The 17,885-nt window shown below is 49.4% G+C and carries 14 protein-coding genes and 1 pseudogene; 1 reads left to right on the top strand and 14 read right to left on the bottom strand.

Annotated elements, in window-relative coordinates; genetic code table 11:
• Positions 1–5 precede the first annotated feature (5 nt).
• The 11 genes and pseudogenes from BFW38_RS06885 to leuC all read right to left on the bottom strand — a co-directional run bounded on the left by BFW38_RS06885 (position 6) and on the right by leuC (position 13,469).
• Positions 6–497, bottom strand: coding sequence for a CvpA family protein (locus tag BFW38_RS06885; RefSeq protein ID WP_175400947.1), 492 nt, complete (start codon positions 495–497; stop codon positions 6–8).
• A gap of 98 nt (positions 498–595) precedes the next feature.
• Positions 596–1,123, bottom strand: a complete 528-nt coding sequence (locus BFW38_RS06880) for an SPOR domain-containing protein (protein ID WP_068997728.1) — start codon at positions 1,121–1,123, stop codon at positions 596–598.
• The gene (folC, locus tag BFW38_RS06875; protein ID WP_068997727.1) at positions 1,120–2,418 is read right to left on the bottom strand and encodes a bifunctional tetrahydrofolate synthase/dihydrofolate synthase; all 1,299 of its coding nucleotides are present in this window, start codon (positions 2,416–2,418) and stop codon (positions 1,120–1,122) included. Before folC ends, BFW38_RS06880 begins: the two co-directional genes overlap by 4 nt.
• 14 nt (positions 2,419–2,432) lie before the next feature.
• Positions 2,433–3,287: pseudogene (gene accD, locus BFW38_RS06870) on the bottom strand (acetyl-CoA carboxylase, carboxyltransferase subunit beta); the annotation flags it as partial.
• 224 nt (positions 3,288–3,511) lie between these two features.
• On the bottom strand, positions 3,512–4,186 hold the full coding sequence (locus tag BFW38_RS06865) for a phosphoribosylanthranilate isomerase (RefSeq protein WP_245686091.1): 675 nt from the start codon (positions 4,184–4,186) through the stop codon (positions 3,512–3,514).
• Between the two features lies 1 nt (position 4,187).
• The gene (truA, locus tag BFW38_RS06860) at positions 4,188–5,114 is read right to left on the bottom strand and encodes a tRNA pseudouridine(38-40) synthase TruA (protein WP_068997726.1); all 927 of its coding nucleotides are present in this window, start codon (positions 5,112–5,114) and stop codon (positions 4,188–4,190) included.
• Complete coding sequence (locus BFW38_RS06855) at positions 5,111–8,323, bottom strand: FimV/HubP family polar landmark protein (RefSeq protein ID WP_084004502.1); 3,213 nt, start codon at positions 8,321–8,323, stop codon at positions 5,111–5,113. The genes truA and BFW38_RS06855 overlap by 4 nt, the downstream gene beginning before the upstream one ends.
• 368 nt (positions 8,324–8,691) lie before the next feature.
• A complete protein-coding gene (asd, locus tag BFW38_RS06850) occupies positions 8,692–9,798 on the bottom strand; it encodes an aspartate-semialdehyde dehydrogenase (protein WP_068997724.1) in 1,107 nt (368 codons plus the stop codon).
• 271 nt (positions 9,799–10,069) lie between these two features.
• Positions 10,070–11,155: a 3-isopropylmalate dehydrogenase gene (gene leuB / locus BFW38_RS06845; RefSeq protein WP_068997723.1), complete on the bottom strand. Its 1,086-nt coding sequence runs from the start codon at positions 11,153–11,155 to the stop codon at positions 10,070–10,072.
• 232 nt (positions 11,156–11,387) lie between these two features.
• The gene (gene leuD / locus BFW38_RS06840) at positions 11,388–12,035 is read right to left on the bottom strand and encodes a 3-isopropylmalate dehydratase small subunit (RefSeq protein WP_068997722.1); all 648 of its coding nucleotides are present in this window, start codon (positions 12,033–12,035) and stop codon (positions 11,388–11,390) included.
• A gap of 15 nt (positions 12,036–12,050) precedes the next feature.
• Positions 12,051–13,469: a 3-isopropylmalate dehydratase large subunit gene (gene leuC / locus BFW38_RS06835; protein WP_068997721.1), complete on the bottom strand. Its 1,419-nt coding sequence runs from the start codon at positions 13,467–13,469 to the stop codon at positions 12,051–12,053.
• Positions 13,470–13,873: 404 nt separating this feature from the next.
• Here leuC and BFW38_RS06830 point away from each other — a divergent pair, with 404 nt between their 5' ends.
• A complete protein-coding gene (locus BFW38_RS06830) occupies positions 13,874–14,755 on the top strand; it encodes a LysR family transcriptional regulator (protein ID WP_068997720.1) in 882 nt (293 codons plus the stop codon).
• 155 nt (positions 14,756–14,910) lie between these two features.
• On the opposite strand, the gene phaC is transcribed toward BFW38_RS06830, so the two are convergent.
• The 3 genes from phaC to BFW38_RS06815 all read right to left on the bottom strand — a co-directional run bounded on the left by phaC (position 14,911) and on the right by BFW38_RS06815 (position 17,880).
• Positions 14,911–16,776, bottom strand: coding sequence for a class I poly(R)-hydroxyalkanoic acid synthase (phaC, locus tag BFW38_RS06825; RefSeq protein WP_068997719.1), 1,866 nt, complete (start codon positions 16,774–16,776; stop codon positions 14,911–14,913).
• Between the two features lie 78 nt (positions 16,777–16,854).
• A complete protein-coding gene (locus BFW38_RS06820) occupies positions 16,855–17,277 on the bottom strand; it encodes a phasin family protein (protein WP_068997718.1) in 423 nt (140 codons plus the stop codon).
• Between the two features lie 348 nt (positions 17,278–17,625).
• On the bottom strand, positions 17,626–17,880 hold the full coding sequence (locus BFW38_RS06815; protein WP_068997717.1) for a DUF6489 family protein: 255 nt from the start codon (positions 17,878–17,880) through the stop codon (positions 17,626–17,628).
• Positions 17,881–17,885 lie beyond the last annotated feature (5 nt).

The raw sequence follows: 17,885 nt of genomic DNA, 5'->3' as shown, positions 1-17,885 counted from the left end.
AGCCGTCACGATTGCGGACGGCTCCGATATTGCTCCAACTGCTCAGCACCCCAGTCTCTCATACCTTCAAACCAGGGCATCAGCGTTGAATTCTGCCATTGAGCTTGCAGGCGCAAGTCAGTCAAGCTAGCTACTGCAACCAGCAAAACCACGACCAAGACACCTCTCAAACCACCAAATAAGCCACCTAATAATTTATCTAAACTGCCCAGCCCCACCTTCTCTATCAGAGTCGAGCACGCCCGGGTAATAACTTTTCCCGCTAACCAAACCACCAACACAATCACCACATAAGCGGCCGCCATGCGTACATCGGCCCCGGCTAACAGGCCTTCAAATATAGGCGCGACCTGAGGGCCGAGCGCTCGCGCCGCAATCAGCGCAATCCCCCAGGTGAGTAAAGACATCGCTTCATAAATAAAACCTTTTAAGACCCCCATCAATAGTGACAGTCCCAGCAGTACCAAGATGGCAATATCGAGTCCATTAAAATCCACAAACACGCTCCTCATCTGGTATAGGGATATTGGTATAGGGCTATATAACCTATGGGGCTACCCAATCAAGCGACATCATTTTAAATCAAACGATACCATTAAGGCTGTCGTTGACCTTTCGGCGGCAAAGACCCCTCAGCAGCAGCATCTCGCTCATTCACATATTGGCTGAGCAAGGTTTTGAGTCCTTGATCTTGCAATAATTTATCTTGATCACGACGTGCCACATCTTGATCTAAATAGGGGCCGGCAAACACCACTGCCATGTCATTGCTCTGACGCCAATAAGGGTGTAGACCGGCGGCCTGCAGGCGCTTCATGAGTTGTCTTGCATTATTTGGCTGACTAAAACTGGCCACTTGAATCGTCCAAAGTTCAGCCCCCCCTTGCGCGGCCAGTTCCAAACGTTCAGCGCGACTGGGTTCCGGTTTGGGGACGGGATCAAGCTTGGGCTCCACCGTATCAGGAACTTCGACCTCGACGGGGGCCGGTTGGGGAGGCGCGTCAACTTTCTCTGAAATAGGCGGCTTGGGTGCAGGCCCTTGAAATACCATAGGCATGAAAACAATGGCACAGAAAATGAGCACCAAAGCCCCAATCAAGCGTTCACGCAACCCATACTTCATAGACAAGCCTCAGGATGTTGATCAAGCCATGTCAGTGCTGCGGCGACAGTAAAGAAAGAGCCGCACACCAAGACCTCATCAATTTCCCCGTCGGTTAGCGCTTGAGCCGCAGCACCGAATGCCTCTGCTGCGTCAAGCGGATTAGTCAACTGACGAACTGGTAAATAGGATGACATGATATCAGATAGACTCTGAGGATCTATCGCGCGTTCCAGCGGTAGCGGAATTGCCCAAGCAAAAAGGGCCACCTCGGATAAAAACGCGACCGTATGCTCAATATCCTTATCTGCCATCATGCCGATCACGAGCCCCCGTTTCCGCTGACCATGTTGCTGATCCGAGCGCTTGACGACATTCAACAAGTGATGAGCCGCATGAGGATTATGGGCAACATCCAAGCACCAACGTCCAATACGTTGCATTCGACCAGTGATAGCGACTTGCTCAAGCCCTGAGGCAATGGCTTCAGGAGAAACAGGTAAACCCGTTAACAATAAAGCTTGAATCGCAGTTGAAGCGTTATCGTGGTGCAGATGGGGAACAGGCAGATGCCTTAATGTCACCGCGTCACCGCCATGACTCAACCCCCGCCAGTGCCAAACCTGATCGTCCATGTGATAATCATGAGCGTTTCCTAGGCGGTAAATCTCAGCCCCTACTCCGTCCGCATGAGTGACTACTGAGGCAGGCAAATCGCGACTGCCTAACACCGCAGGCCGACCGGTACGAAAAATCCCGGCTTTTTCTCGACCAATAGCCTCTAACGAATGCCCCAAATAGGCTTCATGGTCCATGGCCACGGTGGTCAGCACCGCAACATCGGGATCGAATAAGTTGACCGCATCGAGCCGCCCTCCAAGACCGACCTCAAGCACCCAAAGATCTAGATCCGCTGCCTCTAAAATCATAAAGGCAGCGAGAGTGCCAAATTCAAAGTAAGTCAGGGAGATATCACCACGCGCGGCTTCAATGGCCGAAAAAGCACGAACCAATGCTTCATCAGAAACCACTTCACCCTGCAAGGTAACGCGCTCGTTATAACGAATAAAGTGAGGCGAGGTGTAGCACCCCACTTTAATCCCTGCAGCTTGCGCCATAGCGCTAATCATCGCCACAGTTGAGCCTTTACCATTTGTGCCTGCAACTGTGACAAGACGAGCGCTAGGCTTAGGTAGATTCAAGCGCTCAGCGACTTGGGCCAAACGCTCCAACCCTAAATCAATAGCATTTGGGTGGCGTTGCTCTAGTAGATGAAGCCACTCATTCAGCGGCGTATTAAGGCCAGGTTCAGACATGATGCTTAAGCAGCCGGCTGATGGGTCATTTTACGTAAAATACTGCCAAGTCGTTCACGCAGTTCATGGCGGTGGATGATCATATCAATCGCCCCATGCTCAAGTAAAAACTCAGCCCGCTGAAAACCTTCAGGGAGCTTTTCACGGACGGTCTGCTCAATAACCAAAGGCCCAGCAAAACCGCAACGCGCTGAAGGCTCAGACACATTGATATCACCGAGCATCGCAAGAGAGGCCGAGACTCCCCCATAGACGGGATCCGTAATGACAGAGACAAAAGGCACACCTGCACGTTTTAACCGCTCTAGCGCCGCAGAAGTTTTCGCCATTTGCATCAGAGAAAAGAGTGCTTCTTGCATGCGAGCGCCACCTGAAGCAGAAAAACAGATAAAAGGCACTCGATCACGAAGAGCCAGCTCTGCGGCTTGTACAAACTTCTCCCCCACGACCGACCCCATTGAGCCGCCCATGAAGTTAAATTCAAATGCACAAGCGACTAACGATAAGCCATCTACCTGGCCTTTCATGGCCACTAACGCATCCTTCTCGCCGGTTAGCTTCTGAGCAGAGGCTAAACGATCACGATATTTTTTTGAGTCACGAAATTTCAGTTTGTCAACAGGTTCAAGATCAGCCGCGATCTCTTCACGATGGTCTTCATCAAGGAAAATGCCCAAACGCTTACGCGCAGAAATGCGCATGTGGTGCTCACATTTCGGGCAGACACTATGATTTCTATCCAGCTCAGGACGATACAGCACCGACTCGCATTTTGGACATTTCTTCCAGAGTCCTTCAGGGACACTGGATTTGCGGTCTTTCTGCTCGGAGCGAATGATAGAAGGAACAATCTTATTCAGCCAGCTCATGGTGTCAGTATAATCCGTCTAAATCATGGGGCTAAAAACAGCCACCACTGTGTATGAGTTAAGTGGGTACAAACGACAAGCACCTAATGCATTGGTTCAAGATCTGTTTGTACGCGACCAATGATGTCAACCTAGCAATTGGCATCAACTAAAGGTAAAACCACAACCTCTAGCCACTTCATTCGGTATGCCGAACCGGGTTCCGGCAAAATCAAAGCCTTATTCTAGCTGTCCGAGCCATAACCTGACCAGTCGTTACAACGACTGGCCTTGTAAACCGCTTTAATAAAGGCACGCATCGTTACAGTTGACTTACGACCGGGAGACGACTCAACGCCTCCGGACACATCCACCGCAAAAGGATTTGTCTGGGAGACTGCCGCACCCACATTATCGGGGGTCAAGCCACCGGCCAAAATCAAAGGGTAATCTCGCTGATGAGGTATTCGAGTCCAATCAAACGTATCCCCAGTCCCCCCAGGAACCCCCGGACGATAGGCATCCAACAGAAAACCGCGCGCGCCGGGCCACAGATCATTCAGTTGATCAAGTCGGACATCATCTTTCATCCGGACCGCCTTAATCCATGGACGCTGAAACTGCTCGCAAAACGAGTTCGATTCATTGCCATGAAACTGCAATAGATCTAACGGCACTTGATTCAAGCATGCCTCGACTTCTGTAGCCTCTGGATTCACAAATAGGCCGACTGTCGTCACAAAAGGCGGTAATGCTTGAATCATCTCGCGTGCTTCATCTGGCGAGACTGAGCGGGAACTCGGTTCATAAAAAACCAGCCCAATGGCATCGGCACCGACCTCGACAGCCGCTAATGCATCTTCAATGCAAGTCAACCCGCATATTTTAATCCGAGGCCTTATCATATTGAAATGGCTCATTTTATCCTTCCTCCATTTGAGGAGAAAGCGTATGACGCCGCCATCCAGGATCTAATTGGGGATAGGGGGCATCTAACGCCTCGTTTAAAGCAAGATAATGCGGCCCTAGAGGCGGTAAAGGTAATTCAAAACGCGTTGGATACAAAGCTGCAACAAAATGCAAACCATTGGCTGGGGCGGTCACCCCAGCTTGTGTACGATCGCGTGATGCCAGCACCTGTGAAAACCAAGCTTCAGTTTGATTGCCATTGCCAACAGCAATCAAGCTCCCCGCAATATTGCGCACCATATGGTGTAAGAAAGCATTGCCTTGGATATCAATGACGACCATAAGCCCCTGTCGCACCACCCGAACAAAATGGATTTCTCGCCAAGGTGTACTGGATTGGCAACCGGATGCCCGAAAAGCAGAAAAGTCGTGCTCTCCCACCAAGCATTGAGCCGCTTGATGCATACGGTCGACATCCAATGGCTCACGACAATGAGTCATTTGATCGTGCAGTAGCGCTGGAGCAATCCGGTGATTATAGATAATATACCGATAGCGACGGGCCACAGCCGTGTAACGTGCATGAAAGTCTTCACTTTGTGCCGGCATGGCCCAGCGCACCCGAATGTCTTGCGGCAAATGGGTATTAGCGCCCATCACCCATGCCTTGGCAGGACGAGCAGCCGTCGTGTCAAAGTGCACCACTTGCCCCGTTGCATGGACCCCCGTATCCGTTCGGCCTGAGCAAGTCACCGTAATACCTTCACGTGCAATATGGCTTAAAGCCTGCTCGAGATGCTCCTGGATACTGGGAACACCGGCTTCTTGGCGTTGCCAACCATGAAATACCGCACCGTTATATTCTACGCCCAGAATAATACGCCCTGCTTGGGCATGATGCTCCTCAAGCAGGGCGAAGGGATCTTGATAAACCATCATTTTGCGTTTAAACGTTCCAATAATGCTTGCGCCGCTTTGCGCTGGGTTTCATTCCCACCTGATAATACATGGTTCAGAATCTCTCGTGCACCAGCAGCATCGCCCATTTCGACATAGGCATTCGCCAAGTCCAACTGAGTGGCCATATTACTTTCAATATCATCGACAGGAAACTCAGCATCATAATCCAAGTCTTCAAGCCCTTCTAACTCAGCCAACTCATCTTCCCAGGAATGCATCTGACGTGCTTCGACACCAGAGTCATCATCACGAGCCTCAGCTAAAGATTGATCGCCTTCAGAGGCCAGAGGCTCTATTGCTTGAGAAGAGGCTTCGGTTTCAGTTGAGGGCTCAGCCTGCGCGCTCCCAGATAACTCAGGCAAATCAAGATCAGCCAAATCATCAAAATCAGCATCGTCTAGAGATAAATCATCCAGTTCTTTTTGGGCATCATCCATCGTCGATGTACCCGACCGTTCATTCTCAGGCCACTCGTTCTCTTCAACATCAGCCATATCAAGATCTAGCTCGCCTAGCTCACTGAGGTCATCGATAGCCTCCCCCACTTCAGATAAGCCATCCTCTTGGACCGGTTCGTCATTCGTCGCCTCACTTGAGAGAGACGTTGCCGACTCAGGGGGATTCGCTGCACCGCCAGAGTCGGTCTCGTCGTTAAGTCCGAAAAGCGCTTCCAGATCGTCTAGATCATCTTCAGAGAGCGCGTCATCCATCAAGGGCGCGTCTTCATCCTGGACCTCTTCAGTCAAGGACTCATCTAGAGAAAGACCGTCCAATGCCGCCATAAACTCATCAGTATCGGTATTCGTTTCTAGAGGCTCTAGATCAGAGGCCTCTTCTTGCTCATTTAACTCATCGGCAGCTAACGGATCATCAAGGCCCAAGTCGCGTTCTTCTAAAGCATCGAGCTCAGCCAAATCATCTGACAGTGCACTGCTCGCTGCCTCTTCCGCGGATTCATGATCCGGAGCCGTTTCGGTGTCAGCGTCAAGAGTGTGTGCCAGCGGGTCATTCAAAACTACCGCCGGTGACGATTCGGTGTCTGGTGCAACATCGGTATCCATATCAAGCCAAGAGGCCACTTCACCAGCCTCTGGAGCTTGTCCATAGGCCTGGTTGTCTTCCGACGCCATCATATTCGCCGAAGGCTGGTCAGCCTCATCACCTAATACCTTATCGTCCATTGACACAGCAGGATCATGTTCAGGGCTAATGCTCAGATCATCATCAGCCATAGTCGGAGACTCGGCTAACATAGACGAATCCTCTTCAGACAAAAGATCTTCGTCGAATTCGCTCAAATCAAGCTCATCTAACTCATCCATGTCATCGGAATCATCTATCGATGCGACATCATCTGGTGCCGGTATCGTATCCGAAAGCGCTGTGGGAGCCGGTAACTCATACTCCCCTTCCACATGAGAACCAGCCTCATCCGAGGAGATCTCCTCATCTAATGGGTGACTTTCAGTTAATGGGCGACGCTCATTTAACGAAAGATCCTCACTTGAGCCACTGCTTTCATGCGAGAAGGGCTCCTCATTGATGGAGGCCACTGGCTCGACTATCGCGGCCGGTTCATCTTGAGAGGGTGTTTCTGTTTCACTAGGCGCTATGGCCTTCTCACCAAGATCACTTTGACCCCCAAGATCACTATTGAACTCTGCCGCCAAAAGATCCGCTTCATAGCGTGCCTCTGGCGTCGGGATTCGCGCCATCAGGGCATGATAGTGGTGATCAAAGGTGTCACGATCGATTAACTGCACCAATAGTGCCATCAATCTAAGTCGACCCTTATCATCATCCGGCTGATCACTCAAATGACGCTGTAATAAACCTGCAGCTTGCTCCAAGCGACCATCCGCAACCAAAGCATCGACATCTTTTTGGATAGATTCACGTTGATCTTTTGAGCTCTCGCCTAAAGGGGGTGGAACAGCGCCTGGGTTTACCGGGGAGTCTTCGGATAAAGAAACCGTTTCTTTCATGAGCAATGCTTCAAAGTCATCATTGCTCATATCCAAATCATCTAGTGCGGGCAAGTCTTGAAACGGGCTCTTAGCAGCCTGCTCTGAGGCTTCTTCAGTCTTGGCTTTAGACCTTGAGACCTCTTGACGCACGCTCTTCTGACTCGATGGTTGCTTGCGGGCACGTCGCATTCCCATCACTAAAGCCAGTAAACCAAGAATAGCGGCTCCCCCACCACCGTAAAGCATAGGTTGCTGCTTGATGCTATCCAGTAATGCAGTGGTCGGATCGTTCGTTGCGTGAGGTGTCTCCGATGTTGACGCATTATCATTAGAAGGGGCCGGTTCTGCCCCAGGCGTCTCAGGCCTTGCTCGAACTTGAGATGACAAAGAGTTCTGTCGATCTTTTAACTCACTGAGCTGTTGATCTTTGATTGTCATCAACTGTTGAGCAGTTTTCAGCTGATCTTGTAGGCTTTTCAACTGACGCTGCAACTGATCACGTTCCTGGCGCAAAGAGGCCACTTCCGACTGTAAAACATTCAGCCGACTATCGGCAGCAGGCTGAGCGCCTGATGAAGGCTCCGCAGAAACAGATGATGAGCTTTTAGCTGGCGTTTCAGCGGCGGCCTCAGTTTTAGCCAGTGGCGGCTTTTGGGGCGTCGCAACGGGCTGTTCTGCGACAGCCGGTTGCGCTGGCGCCGCACGACTCTGAGCTAATTCTGCGGCAGTTTTGCGTGGGGGCGTTCGACGGACTTGTGGCCAAACTTGGTTTTGGCGACTGACTTCCTGCGACGCTTCAGCGGCTGTGTACTGCTGCATAAAAGCAGCATTAGGAATCTTGATTGAGTTGCCAGCACCCAAAGCATTGATATTGTGGTGGGTAAAAGCGCTAGGATTGGCTTCCAAAATACCTAACATCGCCTGTTTGATGGTCACCCCTTGGGGACGCTGGTCACGCGCCAAGCTCCAAAGCGTATCCGTTTCACCCACTCGCACTTGCTTAACCGTTGTGAATTGAGTCGTAGCAGGCACGCCATTAGCAGCCAGCCAGAGGCTTTGCTGACTTTTCCAGGGAGAATCAACCACAGTGAAGGCCGCGCCTTCAGAAGAAAACAAAGAAGGCGGTGTTGCCGCAACTGCTTGTGCCAGCGGTGTCAAACTACACCCCGCCAACAGCGCCACCATTTTCAGCTTACCTGGAAACCGGGAATTCCTTCGCATCTTATGCCCCTGCTTTTAGTATCCGCCTACACGCTTATACTTGGCTGTCAGCCTCATATGATGTTTATGGGCCCATCCTGGCTACAACACTCAGTATGATTTCACGCCACTGTCTATCGTGTGTTTATTCTAATACTTATCATCGGCAGTCAACGCCCATCCAAGAGGGTTTTAACAGGTTCTTGAAAAATTGTCATTGATCAAGGAGTTATTGATGCCTCAAGACAATTATTTTAACGTCCGAAGGTAAGACTAGTGCACCATAATCCTTCCATGCGGCACGAATGATTTCCGGTAGCCCATCTTGCCGATATAAAAAACCCCAGCCAATTGAATTGACTGGGGTTTTATTGTCACACCAGGTCTCATTAGCGCTCTAATAAAACGTTCAACATTCTACGTAACGGTTCGGCAGCTCCCCACAACAACTGATCACCGACCGAAAATGCTGACAGATACTGAGGCCCCATATTCATTTTGCGCAGTCGCCCCACAGGTACATTCATTGTTCCCGTTACCGCTGTCGGGCTGAGCTCCGTCATGGAAGCTTCACGCTCATTCGGCACCACGCTTACCCACTGATTATGAGCGGCAATTGCACCTTCGATTTCATCCAGAGGCACATCTTCGCGCAACTTAATGGTGAAGGCTTGACTATGGCAACGCATGGAACCGATGCGTACACATAAACCATCAACCGGAATGGGATTGGCGCCTCGCCCCAAGATCTTGTTAGTTTCGACAAACCCTTTCCATTCTTCTTTGCTCTGGCGATTATCCAGCTGCTTATCAATATACGGAATCAAACTGCCTGCCAAAGGTACGCCGAACTGGTCCGTTGGAAATTCTGCGCTGCGCATGCGCGCGGCAACCTGACGATCAATGTCCAGAATAGCACTGGCCGGATCAGCCAACTCATTGGCAACTGAGTCGCGTAAATCGCCCATTTGATTCAACAGCTCGCGCATGTGTTTAGCGCCTGAGCCCGAAGCGGCTTGATAGGTCATGGAGCTGAGCCACTCAACCATTTTATGCTCAAACAAGCCACCTAACCCCATTAGCATCAAGCTGACCGTACAGTTTCCGCCAACAAAGGTTTTGACACCACTGCTTAAGCCTTTATCGATCACCGCTCGGTTCACTGGATCAAGCACAATAATGCTGTCATCTTCCATGCGTAATGTAGACGCAGCATCAATCCAATAGCCTTGCCAACCGGCTTGACGCAGTTTGGGATAAACATCTTGAGTATAATCACCGCCTTGACAGGTGATCACTGCATCCAGCTTCTTGAGTGTCTCAATATCATGAGCACTCTGAAGAGGCTGACCGTCAGGGCCTGCCTGCCCCGCTTGAGAGGTTGTAAAGTAAACCGCTTCAAAGCGATCAAAATCCTGCTCTTCCTGCATGCGTTGCATCAGAACAGAACCCACCATACCTCGCCAACCGACTAGGCCAACCGTCATCTTACTCATAGTAATGAAAACTCCCTGCTCTAAGGCATTAGTATTGTATACAGCCGCAGTCAATAACCACGAAATTGATCATCAATAGTTAAGCGATCCAAATCAATCATCAAGCTGGGCATTAAGCTCAACCGGGCATTTCCAATAACTCTACATACCTTAAAGCATAAAATCGATTCCAATCAGGAATATAACTATTGCCAGGGCTCACAGCGAGCCCCGACAGCAGTGCTCAGATCTCGGCAAATGTGAACCGTATCAACAACAACGCACAGAAGCTCTAGGCCTTAAGCAACGCTTGGACGACCGCATCCCCCATCTGGGAAGTCGAGACTTTGGTCATTCCCTCAGACATGATATCAGCGGTCCGTAACCCTTCATCCAAGACTTCGCTGACAGCCTGCTCAATGCGCTTAGCGGTGTCGCCTTGGTCAAGAGAATAACGAAGCATCATGGCAGCAGACAAAATCGTCGCTAAAGGATTCGCCATACCCAGCCCTGCAATATCTGGAGCAGAGCCATGGCAAGGTTCATACATCCCTTTACCCTGCTCATCCAGTGATGCTGACGGCAACATGCCAATTGAGCCGGTCAGCATAGCCGCAGCATCAGATAAGATGTCACCGAACATATTACCTGTGACCATGACATCAAACTGCTTCGGCGCTCGTACCAACTGCATCGCAGCGTTATCAACATACATATGAGTTAATTCAACGTCCGGGTAGTCTTTGGCGACCTCTTCCATGATTTCACGCCATAAAATGGTCACTTCAAGCACATTGGCTTTATCCACTGAGCACACACGTTTGTCACGTTTGCGCGCCATTTCAAAGGCCACTTTAGCAATCCGTCGAATTTCACTCTCAGTATAAACGTATGTATTGAATCCTTCTCTTTCACCATTCTCCAGAGTACGAATACCTCTAGGCTGGCCGAAATAAATACCGCCAGTCAGCTCACGCACAATCATGATATCCAGCCCTGAAACAACTTCAGGTTTGAGCGTCGATGCACTGGCCAATTGAGGATAAAGCATAGCCGGACGGAGATTGCCAAATAGTTTTAAATTCGAGCGTAACCCCAGCAAGCCTTTTTCAGGACGCTTAGATAGATCAGGTAATTTGTCCCATTGAGGTCCACCAACGGCGCCCAAAAGAATCGCATCAGCGGCTCGAGCCTTATCCAACGTTTGGGCGGGCAGAGGCTCACCATGAGCGTCATACCCAGCACCGCCCACTAATCCTTCATCCAGGGTGATGTCCAACCCCAGCTGATCGCGGCAAGCTTCTAATACTTTAACGGCTTCCGCTGTAATTTCTGGCCCAATACCATCACCGGGGAGTACTAAAACCTGCTGGCTCATGACGAATAATCTCCACAATAATCAAACTCAGCCGTAATCACTCATCACAGTTCTCCAATGAGAGAAACCTGAATACACAATGTGCATTCAGGCTTGAGGGAAAACGACTGCCATCAATATTCCACTTCAATAACCTTTCACTTCAATCGAATAATGAGCACTTCCATGTGCGCTTACAATCCTGTTTCGTGTCCAGCGCTAACGCTGTCATATTAAAAATCAGGGCGACTGGTCATTGCTGATCAGCAAACAACCAGGGCGCTTGCGAGGCTTGTTTGGTTTCATAAGCCCGAATCGCATCAGCATCCTGTAGTGTTAGACCGATGTCATCCAAGCCATTCAATAAGCAATGTTTCCGGAATGGATCGACATCAAAGGCATAACTTTCTCCCTCGGGAGTACGCACCTGCTGTGACTCAAGATCAACATGGAGCTGATAACCAGGTTGTTGCTCTACAGCTTGGAACAGGCGATCAACAATAGCATCATCCAACGTGATCAAAAGCAGACCATTTTTGAAACTATTGTTATAAAAAATGTCGGCAAAACTAGGCGCAATCACCACACGAAAGCCAAAATCAACCAAAGCCCAAGGGGCATGCTCTCGAGAAGAGCCACATCCAAAATTCTGTCGGGCCAGCAAAACTTCAGCCCCTTTAAAGCGCGACTGATTCAGCACAAAATCGGGATTCAGAGTCCGGCTTTCAGGATCTTTTCCTGGATACCCTTCATCCTCATAGCGCAATTCATCAAATAAATTTGGGCCAAACCCAGTGCGCTTGATGGACTTCAAGAATTGCTTGGGAATGATCAGGTCAGTATCAACGTTGGCTCGGTCCATTGGCGCAACAATGCCATCAACAACAGTAAACTTTTGCATTTTCTTACCCCTAAATCAGAAATGGCGAACGTCGACAAAATGACCCGCAATCGCTGCGGCTGCCGCCATAGCAGGGCTCACCAAATGCGTTCGACCGCCCCAGCCTTGACGACCTTCAAAGTTCCGATTTGAAGTAGAAGCACAATGTTCACCCGCCCCCAGCTTATCGGCATTCATCGCTAAGCACATGGAGCAACCGGGCTCACGCCACTGAAAACCCGCTTCAGTAAAGAGTTTATCTAACCCTTCGGCTTCAGCCTGGCGTTTAACCAACCCTGACCCCGGTACCACAATGGCCTCTTTAACCGTATCCGCGACTTTTCGGCCTTTGATGACTTCCGCTGCGGCACGTAAGTCTTCAATACGAGAGTTTGTGCAAGAACCGATAAATACTTTATCCAAGCGGATATCAGTGATCTGTTGATTCGCAGCAAGCCCCATATATTCGAGCGCACGAAGCCAGCTTTTACTCTGCGTTTCATCTGCTGCTTTTTCGGGATCAGGCACTTGCCCATTCACACTCGTCACCATTTCCGGTGATGTCCCCCAACTGACTTGTGGCTCGATGTCTTCGGCTCTGAGTTCAACAACCGTATCAAATTGAGCATCATCGTCAGATTTAAGATCCTGCCAAGCGTTAACTGCCAGATCCCAATGCTCGCCTTGGGGAGCAAACGGACGCCCCTTGATATAATCAATTGTGGTTTGATCGCATGCCACCAGCCCCACACGGGCTCCCGCTTCAATCGCCATATTACAGATGGTCATACGTCCTTCCATGGAGAGGCTCTCAATTGCAGAGCCCCCAAACTCAATGGCATGACCGGTACCTCCAGCCGTACCAATTTTGCCGATAATCGCCAGTACAACATCTTTGGCGGTTACCCCAGGCCCTAACTCACCATCAACGCGGACTAACATGTTTTTCATTTTGCGTTGAATCAAACACTGAGTCGCCAGTACATGCTCAACTTCGGAAGTCCCGATGCCATGAGCTAATGCAGCAAAAGCACCATGAGTGGCCGTATGAGAATCACCACAGACGACGGTCATCCCAGGCAATGTCGCCCCCTGCTCGGGCCCAACAACATGAACAATCCCCTGACGAGCATCATTAATTTCAAATTCAGTGATATTGAATGAGTCGCAATTTTCATCCAACGTCATCACCTGAATGCGCGCAATATCATCATCGATGCCTTTAACACCGGCGGCACGCTCGGTCAAAGTGGTCGGCACGTTGTGATCCGGCGTCGCCAGATTGGTGACCAGCCGCCAGGGCTGACGGTTTGCTAGCCGGAGCCCTTCAAATGCTTGGGGTGAAGTCACTTCATGCAGCAGATGACGATCGATATAAATCAAAGCAGTGCCATCTTCACGCTGCTTAACCAAGTGCGAATCCCACAACTTGTCATAGAGGGTCTTTGCGCCCATTGTTTCTCTCCTCAGGGTCAAACCAAGCCATCATTTCTCGGTCTGTGTGCCTTTCACGGTCACTCATCATTATTAGACGCCGATGCGGCCATTCGAGTACTTTTACCAAGCCTTGAAATCAGCTTCATGCATAAAATCATCAATCTTAGCGCTTTCAGCATTCAACGGTATTGTCTGATCCTAAAAGCTATGCTCAAATAAATCTAATTCATATTAATTATTTTAAAAATAAAACTTTGGAATAGAAGCTTCCCTGCCATTGCCAGGTGCGGCTTGTGATTAACGCCAAGTATCGCCAGATCATTCGACCGGCTCGCCCTTCATAAGAGGTACAACAATTGATTAAGGCATTGAGTTCGGGCGCTATAGAAAGACGATACAAAGGCATCGCTTGGATATCGATTATGGACACTCAGTCTCTCAATGCTTTTATTGCCGTTGCTGAACTGGCTTCTTTTTCTTTGGCAGCCGAACAGCTCTATATTACGCAACCGGCTGTCAGCAAGCGTATTGCCAATCTTGAGCAACAACTGAATCAACGCCTTTTTGATCGCATCGGGCGGCGCATTACATTGACTCAAGCAGGACAAGCCCTCTTGCCGCGGGCCCGTAAGATCTTGGTTGATTTAGAAGATACCCGACGATTACTCGATAATCTAAGCGGTGATATTCAAGGCCCGCTTGTGCTGGCCACCAGCCACCACATCGGCTTACATCGCTTACCGCCGCTATTACAACGGTTCACGCAGCAGTTCCCCCATGTCAAGTTGGACATGCGTTTTCTCGATTCGGAGCAGGCTTATTCTGGTGTTGTCAGTGGTGAATTGGAGCTGGCCATCGTGACACTGGCCCCAGTGCCAGATCCTTCACTGGTTGTGGTACCTGTTTGGGTCGACGAATTAAAATTCGTTGTCGCCCATAATCATCCACTCACCCGCCTCGGCCAACTCCAGATGCAAGACCTAACCCATCATGATGCGGTACTGCCCGGCCACCTGACGTTTACCCGTGGCATTGTTGAGAAAGCCTTTGCCGAACAGGATTTAGATCTGAATGTAGCCCTATCGACTAACTATATGGAAACGCTCAAGATGATGGTCTCCATTGGCTTGGGCTGGAGCCTGCTGCCGGAGTCAATGATTGATGAACATCTAGCAACACTAAACCTGCAGCATCAACCGATCACACGCCCTCTTGGCTACCTATATCACCGGGATCGCACCCTTTCCAATGCCGCTCGCCAGATGATTCAACTGCTTGATAGCGCCCGAGAGGTGAGACGCTGACACTCCAAAGCATGCAATATGGCTGAGTTCAGAGGTATTTAGCGTAGAAATATTTAGCTTAGAGATACACCACATCCTTGTGTCGTATGATTCTCTTGCATAAAAAAGCCAGCGCTTTTGCGCTGGCTTTGACTGACCAGAAATGTGATCAAGCATCAGGTCGGCGTATGCTCGGCTTGCAGTACCTCACTGATTTTCCGTTTGACATAACTTCCTGGTGCGGCCTCAATCACTTGATACTTCTCAGCATTAGTCACTGCTTTTCCAGGCTCACGCGCAGGGACTTTATCGTCCTCGACAACATACTGATTTTCTAGCATCCAAGCTTGCCAATCAGGCCACCAAGAGCCCTCATGTTTTTCAGCACCGGCAAACCACGCCTGAGGCGTTTCAGCCAACGAGGGGTTCGTCCAATAACCATACTTTTGTTTGCTGGGCGGATTCACAATGCCCGCAATATGGCCTGATCCCGACAGCACAAACTTCACAGGACCGGAATGTAACAAAGCCCCTTTATAGGTACTGGTCCAGCGCGCGATATGGTCCTGAATGGTTGAGACAAAATAAGCCGGCGTTTTGATTTTGCGCAAATCAATTTTGACGCCTTCAAGTTCAATACCACCCGGTTCTATCAGGCGATTATACTGATACATATTGCGCAAGTAGAAGCTATGCATTTTAGCCGGCATATTGGTGCCATCACTATTCCAATACAGCAGGTCAAATGCTTGCGGCCGCTCACCTTTAAGATAGTTATTGATAAAGAATGACCAGAACAGGTCATTTTCTCTCAATAGGTTGAAACTAAAGGCCATAGCACGGCCATCCAAATAACCATTACGTTCCATCTGGCGCTCAAGACCACTGAGACTGGCTTCATTAATAAACACGCCGATTTCTCCAGGTTCAGAGAAATCCTGCAGTGTCGCCATGTAGGTCACCGATTGAACTCGGGCCGCTTGTCGCTTAGCACTCAGGTAGGCCAGCATGGAAGCGGTTAAAGTGCCGCCGATACAGTAGGACAAGAGATTAACTTGTTTTTCTCCAGTAATCTCTTTAACCACATCCATCGCTGTAATGGGGCCCTCTTCCATGTACTCAACCCAGCCCTTATCACGAAGTGAAGGACCTGGATTCACCCAGGAAATGATAAAAACTGAATGTCCTTGAGCCGTCAGCCAGCGAACGAATGAGTTACTTTCGCGCAGGTCCAGAATGTAATACTTATTAATCCAGGGAGGAACAATCAGCAAAGGCGTTCGGTACTGTTGATCTGTTGCAGGATGATATTGAATCAATTGCATCAAATCATTTTGAAATACGACTTCACCGGGTGTTGTGGCGACATTCTCCCCCAGTTTGAAAGCACTGAGGTCTGTCATCGACACATTCAGCCCTTCGGAGCTGCGCTTAAGATCCTCTACCAGCTGTTCCATACCACGCAGTAGGTTCTGACCCCGTGAAGCAATCGTTGTCCGAAGCACTTCGGGGTTAGTCGCAATAAAATTCGACGGGGACAAGGCATTGACATATTGGCGGGCGTAAAAATCAACTTGCTGGCGAGTATGATCACTGAGCCCTTCAACCCCATGAACCACATTAAGTACGCAACGGGCAAACAAGAGGTAGGACTGCTTAATAAAGTCAAACAGTAGATTGTCCGCCCACTCGGCATCTTTAAAGCGTCGATCATCATGGGCAGGCTCAACCACCGGATCAACCTCTTCCCCCAGAAGCTGCCGAGCCGCATTCTGCCAAAGCTGCATTTGAGCCTGCATCAATCGCATTTGCTCATCAAACAAGACCATTGGATTAATGGCCAGATGCTCCGTCATTTTTTGAAAATTATCATTCATATCGAACAGTACAGACAGTGACGGATCACTCATACTGCCCTGCTGACGTTGCATCAATTGTTCGATCAGTTGCTGATAGCGCTCACTGGCTTTGCCGATCCAGTCAAATACCTCCTGAGGATCATAGTCAAAATCAAACTGATCGTTTTTCCGTTCCTCAGCCATTGCCACCTCTCCGTCAACGCAACAAAACGGGGCCCTTGGGCCCCGTAATTCAATAAACTTTACCAGCGAGGAAGCACATTATGCTTTTGCAGTATTGCTGGAAGACTTATTGCTGGAGCTTGTTGAACGCGCCGCTGCTTTTTCTTCTGCTGCTTTCGCTGCAAAAACCTGAGAACGGCTTTCTTCCATGAGTTTTTCAACTTCTGATTTAAATTCCATGCTCATATCAGCCATTGTTTTCGCATCTTCAAGCAGCTTTTTGCTGATAGAGCTCATCAACTCAGCTTGTGAGGTGCTGAAATCACGCATGGATTCCGTATCACGCACTTCATTGGCCTGTTTAATCTGGTTGATACCTGCTTGACTGTAAGACTTCAGCGCATCCAGCTGAAATTCTGTCATTTTCTCCATATTTTCAACCAGCAGTGCGTTCATCTTGCGCAGCGGGGCGTATAGATTTTTCGTTTGCTCTGCAAAGGCGTTCATCACTTTCTCTTGCATGACAGTCTCCTTACTCGTGTTTACCGTCAAAAGGACTCAAGACATTTGGGCAGATTCAGCGCTTAATTGCGTCTATCACTACCCCGTTTATGGCATCATCAGTCCACTGCGCGGGTTATCAACAGTGAAAATATAGGTTCATTAGTAAGTCAATCGTGTCATCAACACCTACGAATGATACTTACGAAGTGACCGTTATTGACCTTGTTCGATAACCTGACAGTGCCACGGTACAGCTCGTGCTGCACTGCAACAACACCCTAAGCGTAGACGAGTTTGAAAATTTTTCTAGCTCATCTACGAAGAAATCCATTTCATTACTGACCAAGATCACGTGAAATCGCTCAGTCAGAGATCTGAACTGGAATGCTGACCATAGTTGGCCATCACTTGCATCATCAACTTCTGGTAGTTTGACAGAGAGTCAAACCCTTGGGTGATAAAAGGTTTGAATAGCGAAAGTGGATCATAGCCTTCGACCCCCGCTTCCATCTGTTGACGAATCTTTTGCATCAGCTCATCTTGGAAGCCTTCTACATCCGGCAATCCCATTGCCTTACGAAATTCTTCCGGCGTCATGTCAAACTCAATATTGACTTTCATAGAGG

The sequence above is a fragment of the Terasakiispira papahanaumokuakeensis genome (genome assembly GCF_001709345.1).
In the GTDB taxonomy this organism is placed as follows: domain Bacteria; phylum Pseudomonadota; class Gammaproteobacteria; order Pseudomonadales; family Halomonadaceae; genus Terasakiispira; species Terasakiispira papahanaumokuakeensis.
This window is presented reverse-complemented; position numbering and strand designations above follow the sequence as displayed.

Bases quoted from the DNA above. Each gene is read 5' to 3' on its own strand.
- BFW38_RS06865 (WP_245686091.1), bottom strand. From the start codon at position 4,186: ATGAGCCATTTCAATATGATAAGGCCTCGGATTAAAATATGCGGGTTG.
- BFW38_RS06880 (WP_068997728.1), bottom strand. From the start codon at position 1,123: ATGAAGTATGGGTTGCGTGAACGCTTGATTGGGGCTTTGGTGCTCATT.
- leuB (WP_068997723.1), bottom strand. From the start codon at position 11,155: ATGAGCCAGCAGGTTTTAGTACTCCCCGGTGATGGTATTGGGCCAGAA.
- leuC (WP_068997721.1), bottom strand. From the start codon at position 13,469: ATGGGCGCAAAGACCCTCTATGACAAGTTGTGGGATTCGCACTTGGTT.
- asd (WP_068997724.1), bottom strand. From the start codon at position 9,798: ATGAGTAAGATGACGGTTGGCCTAGTCGGTTGGCGAGGTATGGTGGGT.
- folC (WP_068997727.1), bottom strand. From the start codon at position 2,418: ATGTCTGAACCTGGCCTTAATACGCCGCTGAATGAGTGGCTTCATCTA.
- BFW38_RS06855 (WP_084004502.1), bottom strand. From the start codon at position 8,323: ATGCGAAGGAATTCCCGGTTTCCAGGTAAGCTGAAAATGGTGGCGCTG.
- phaC (WP_068997719.1), bottom strand. From the start codon at position 16,776: ATGGCTGAGGAACGGAAAAACGATCAGTTTGATTTTGACTATGATCCT.
- BFW38_RS06820 (WP_068997718.1), bottom strand. From the start codon at position 17,277: ATGCAAGAGAAAGTGATGAACGCCTTTGCAGAGCAAACGAAAAATCTA.
- truA (WP_068997726.1), bottom strand. From the start codon at position 5,114: ATGATGGTTTATCAAGATCCCTTCGCCCTGCTTGAGGAGCATCATGCC.
- leuD (WP_068997722.1), bottom strand. From the start codon at position 12,035: ATGCAAAAGTTTACTGTTGTTGATGGCATTGTTGCGCCAATGGACCGA.
- BFW38_RS06815 (WP_068997717.1), bottom strand. From the start codon at position 17,880: ATGAAAGTCAATATTGAGTTTGACATGACGCCGGAAGAATTTCGTAAG.
- BFW38_RS06830 (WP_068997720.1), top strand. From the start codon at position 13,874: ATGGACACTCAGTCTCTCAATGCTTTTATTGCCGTTGCTGAACTGGCT.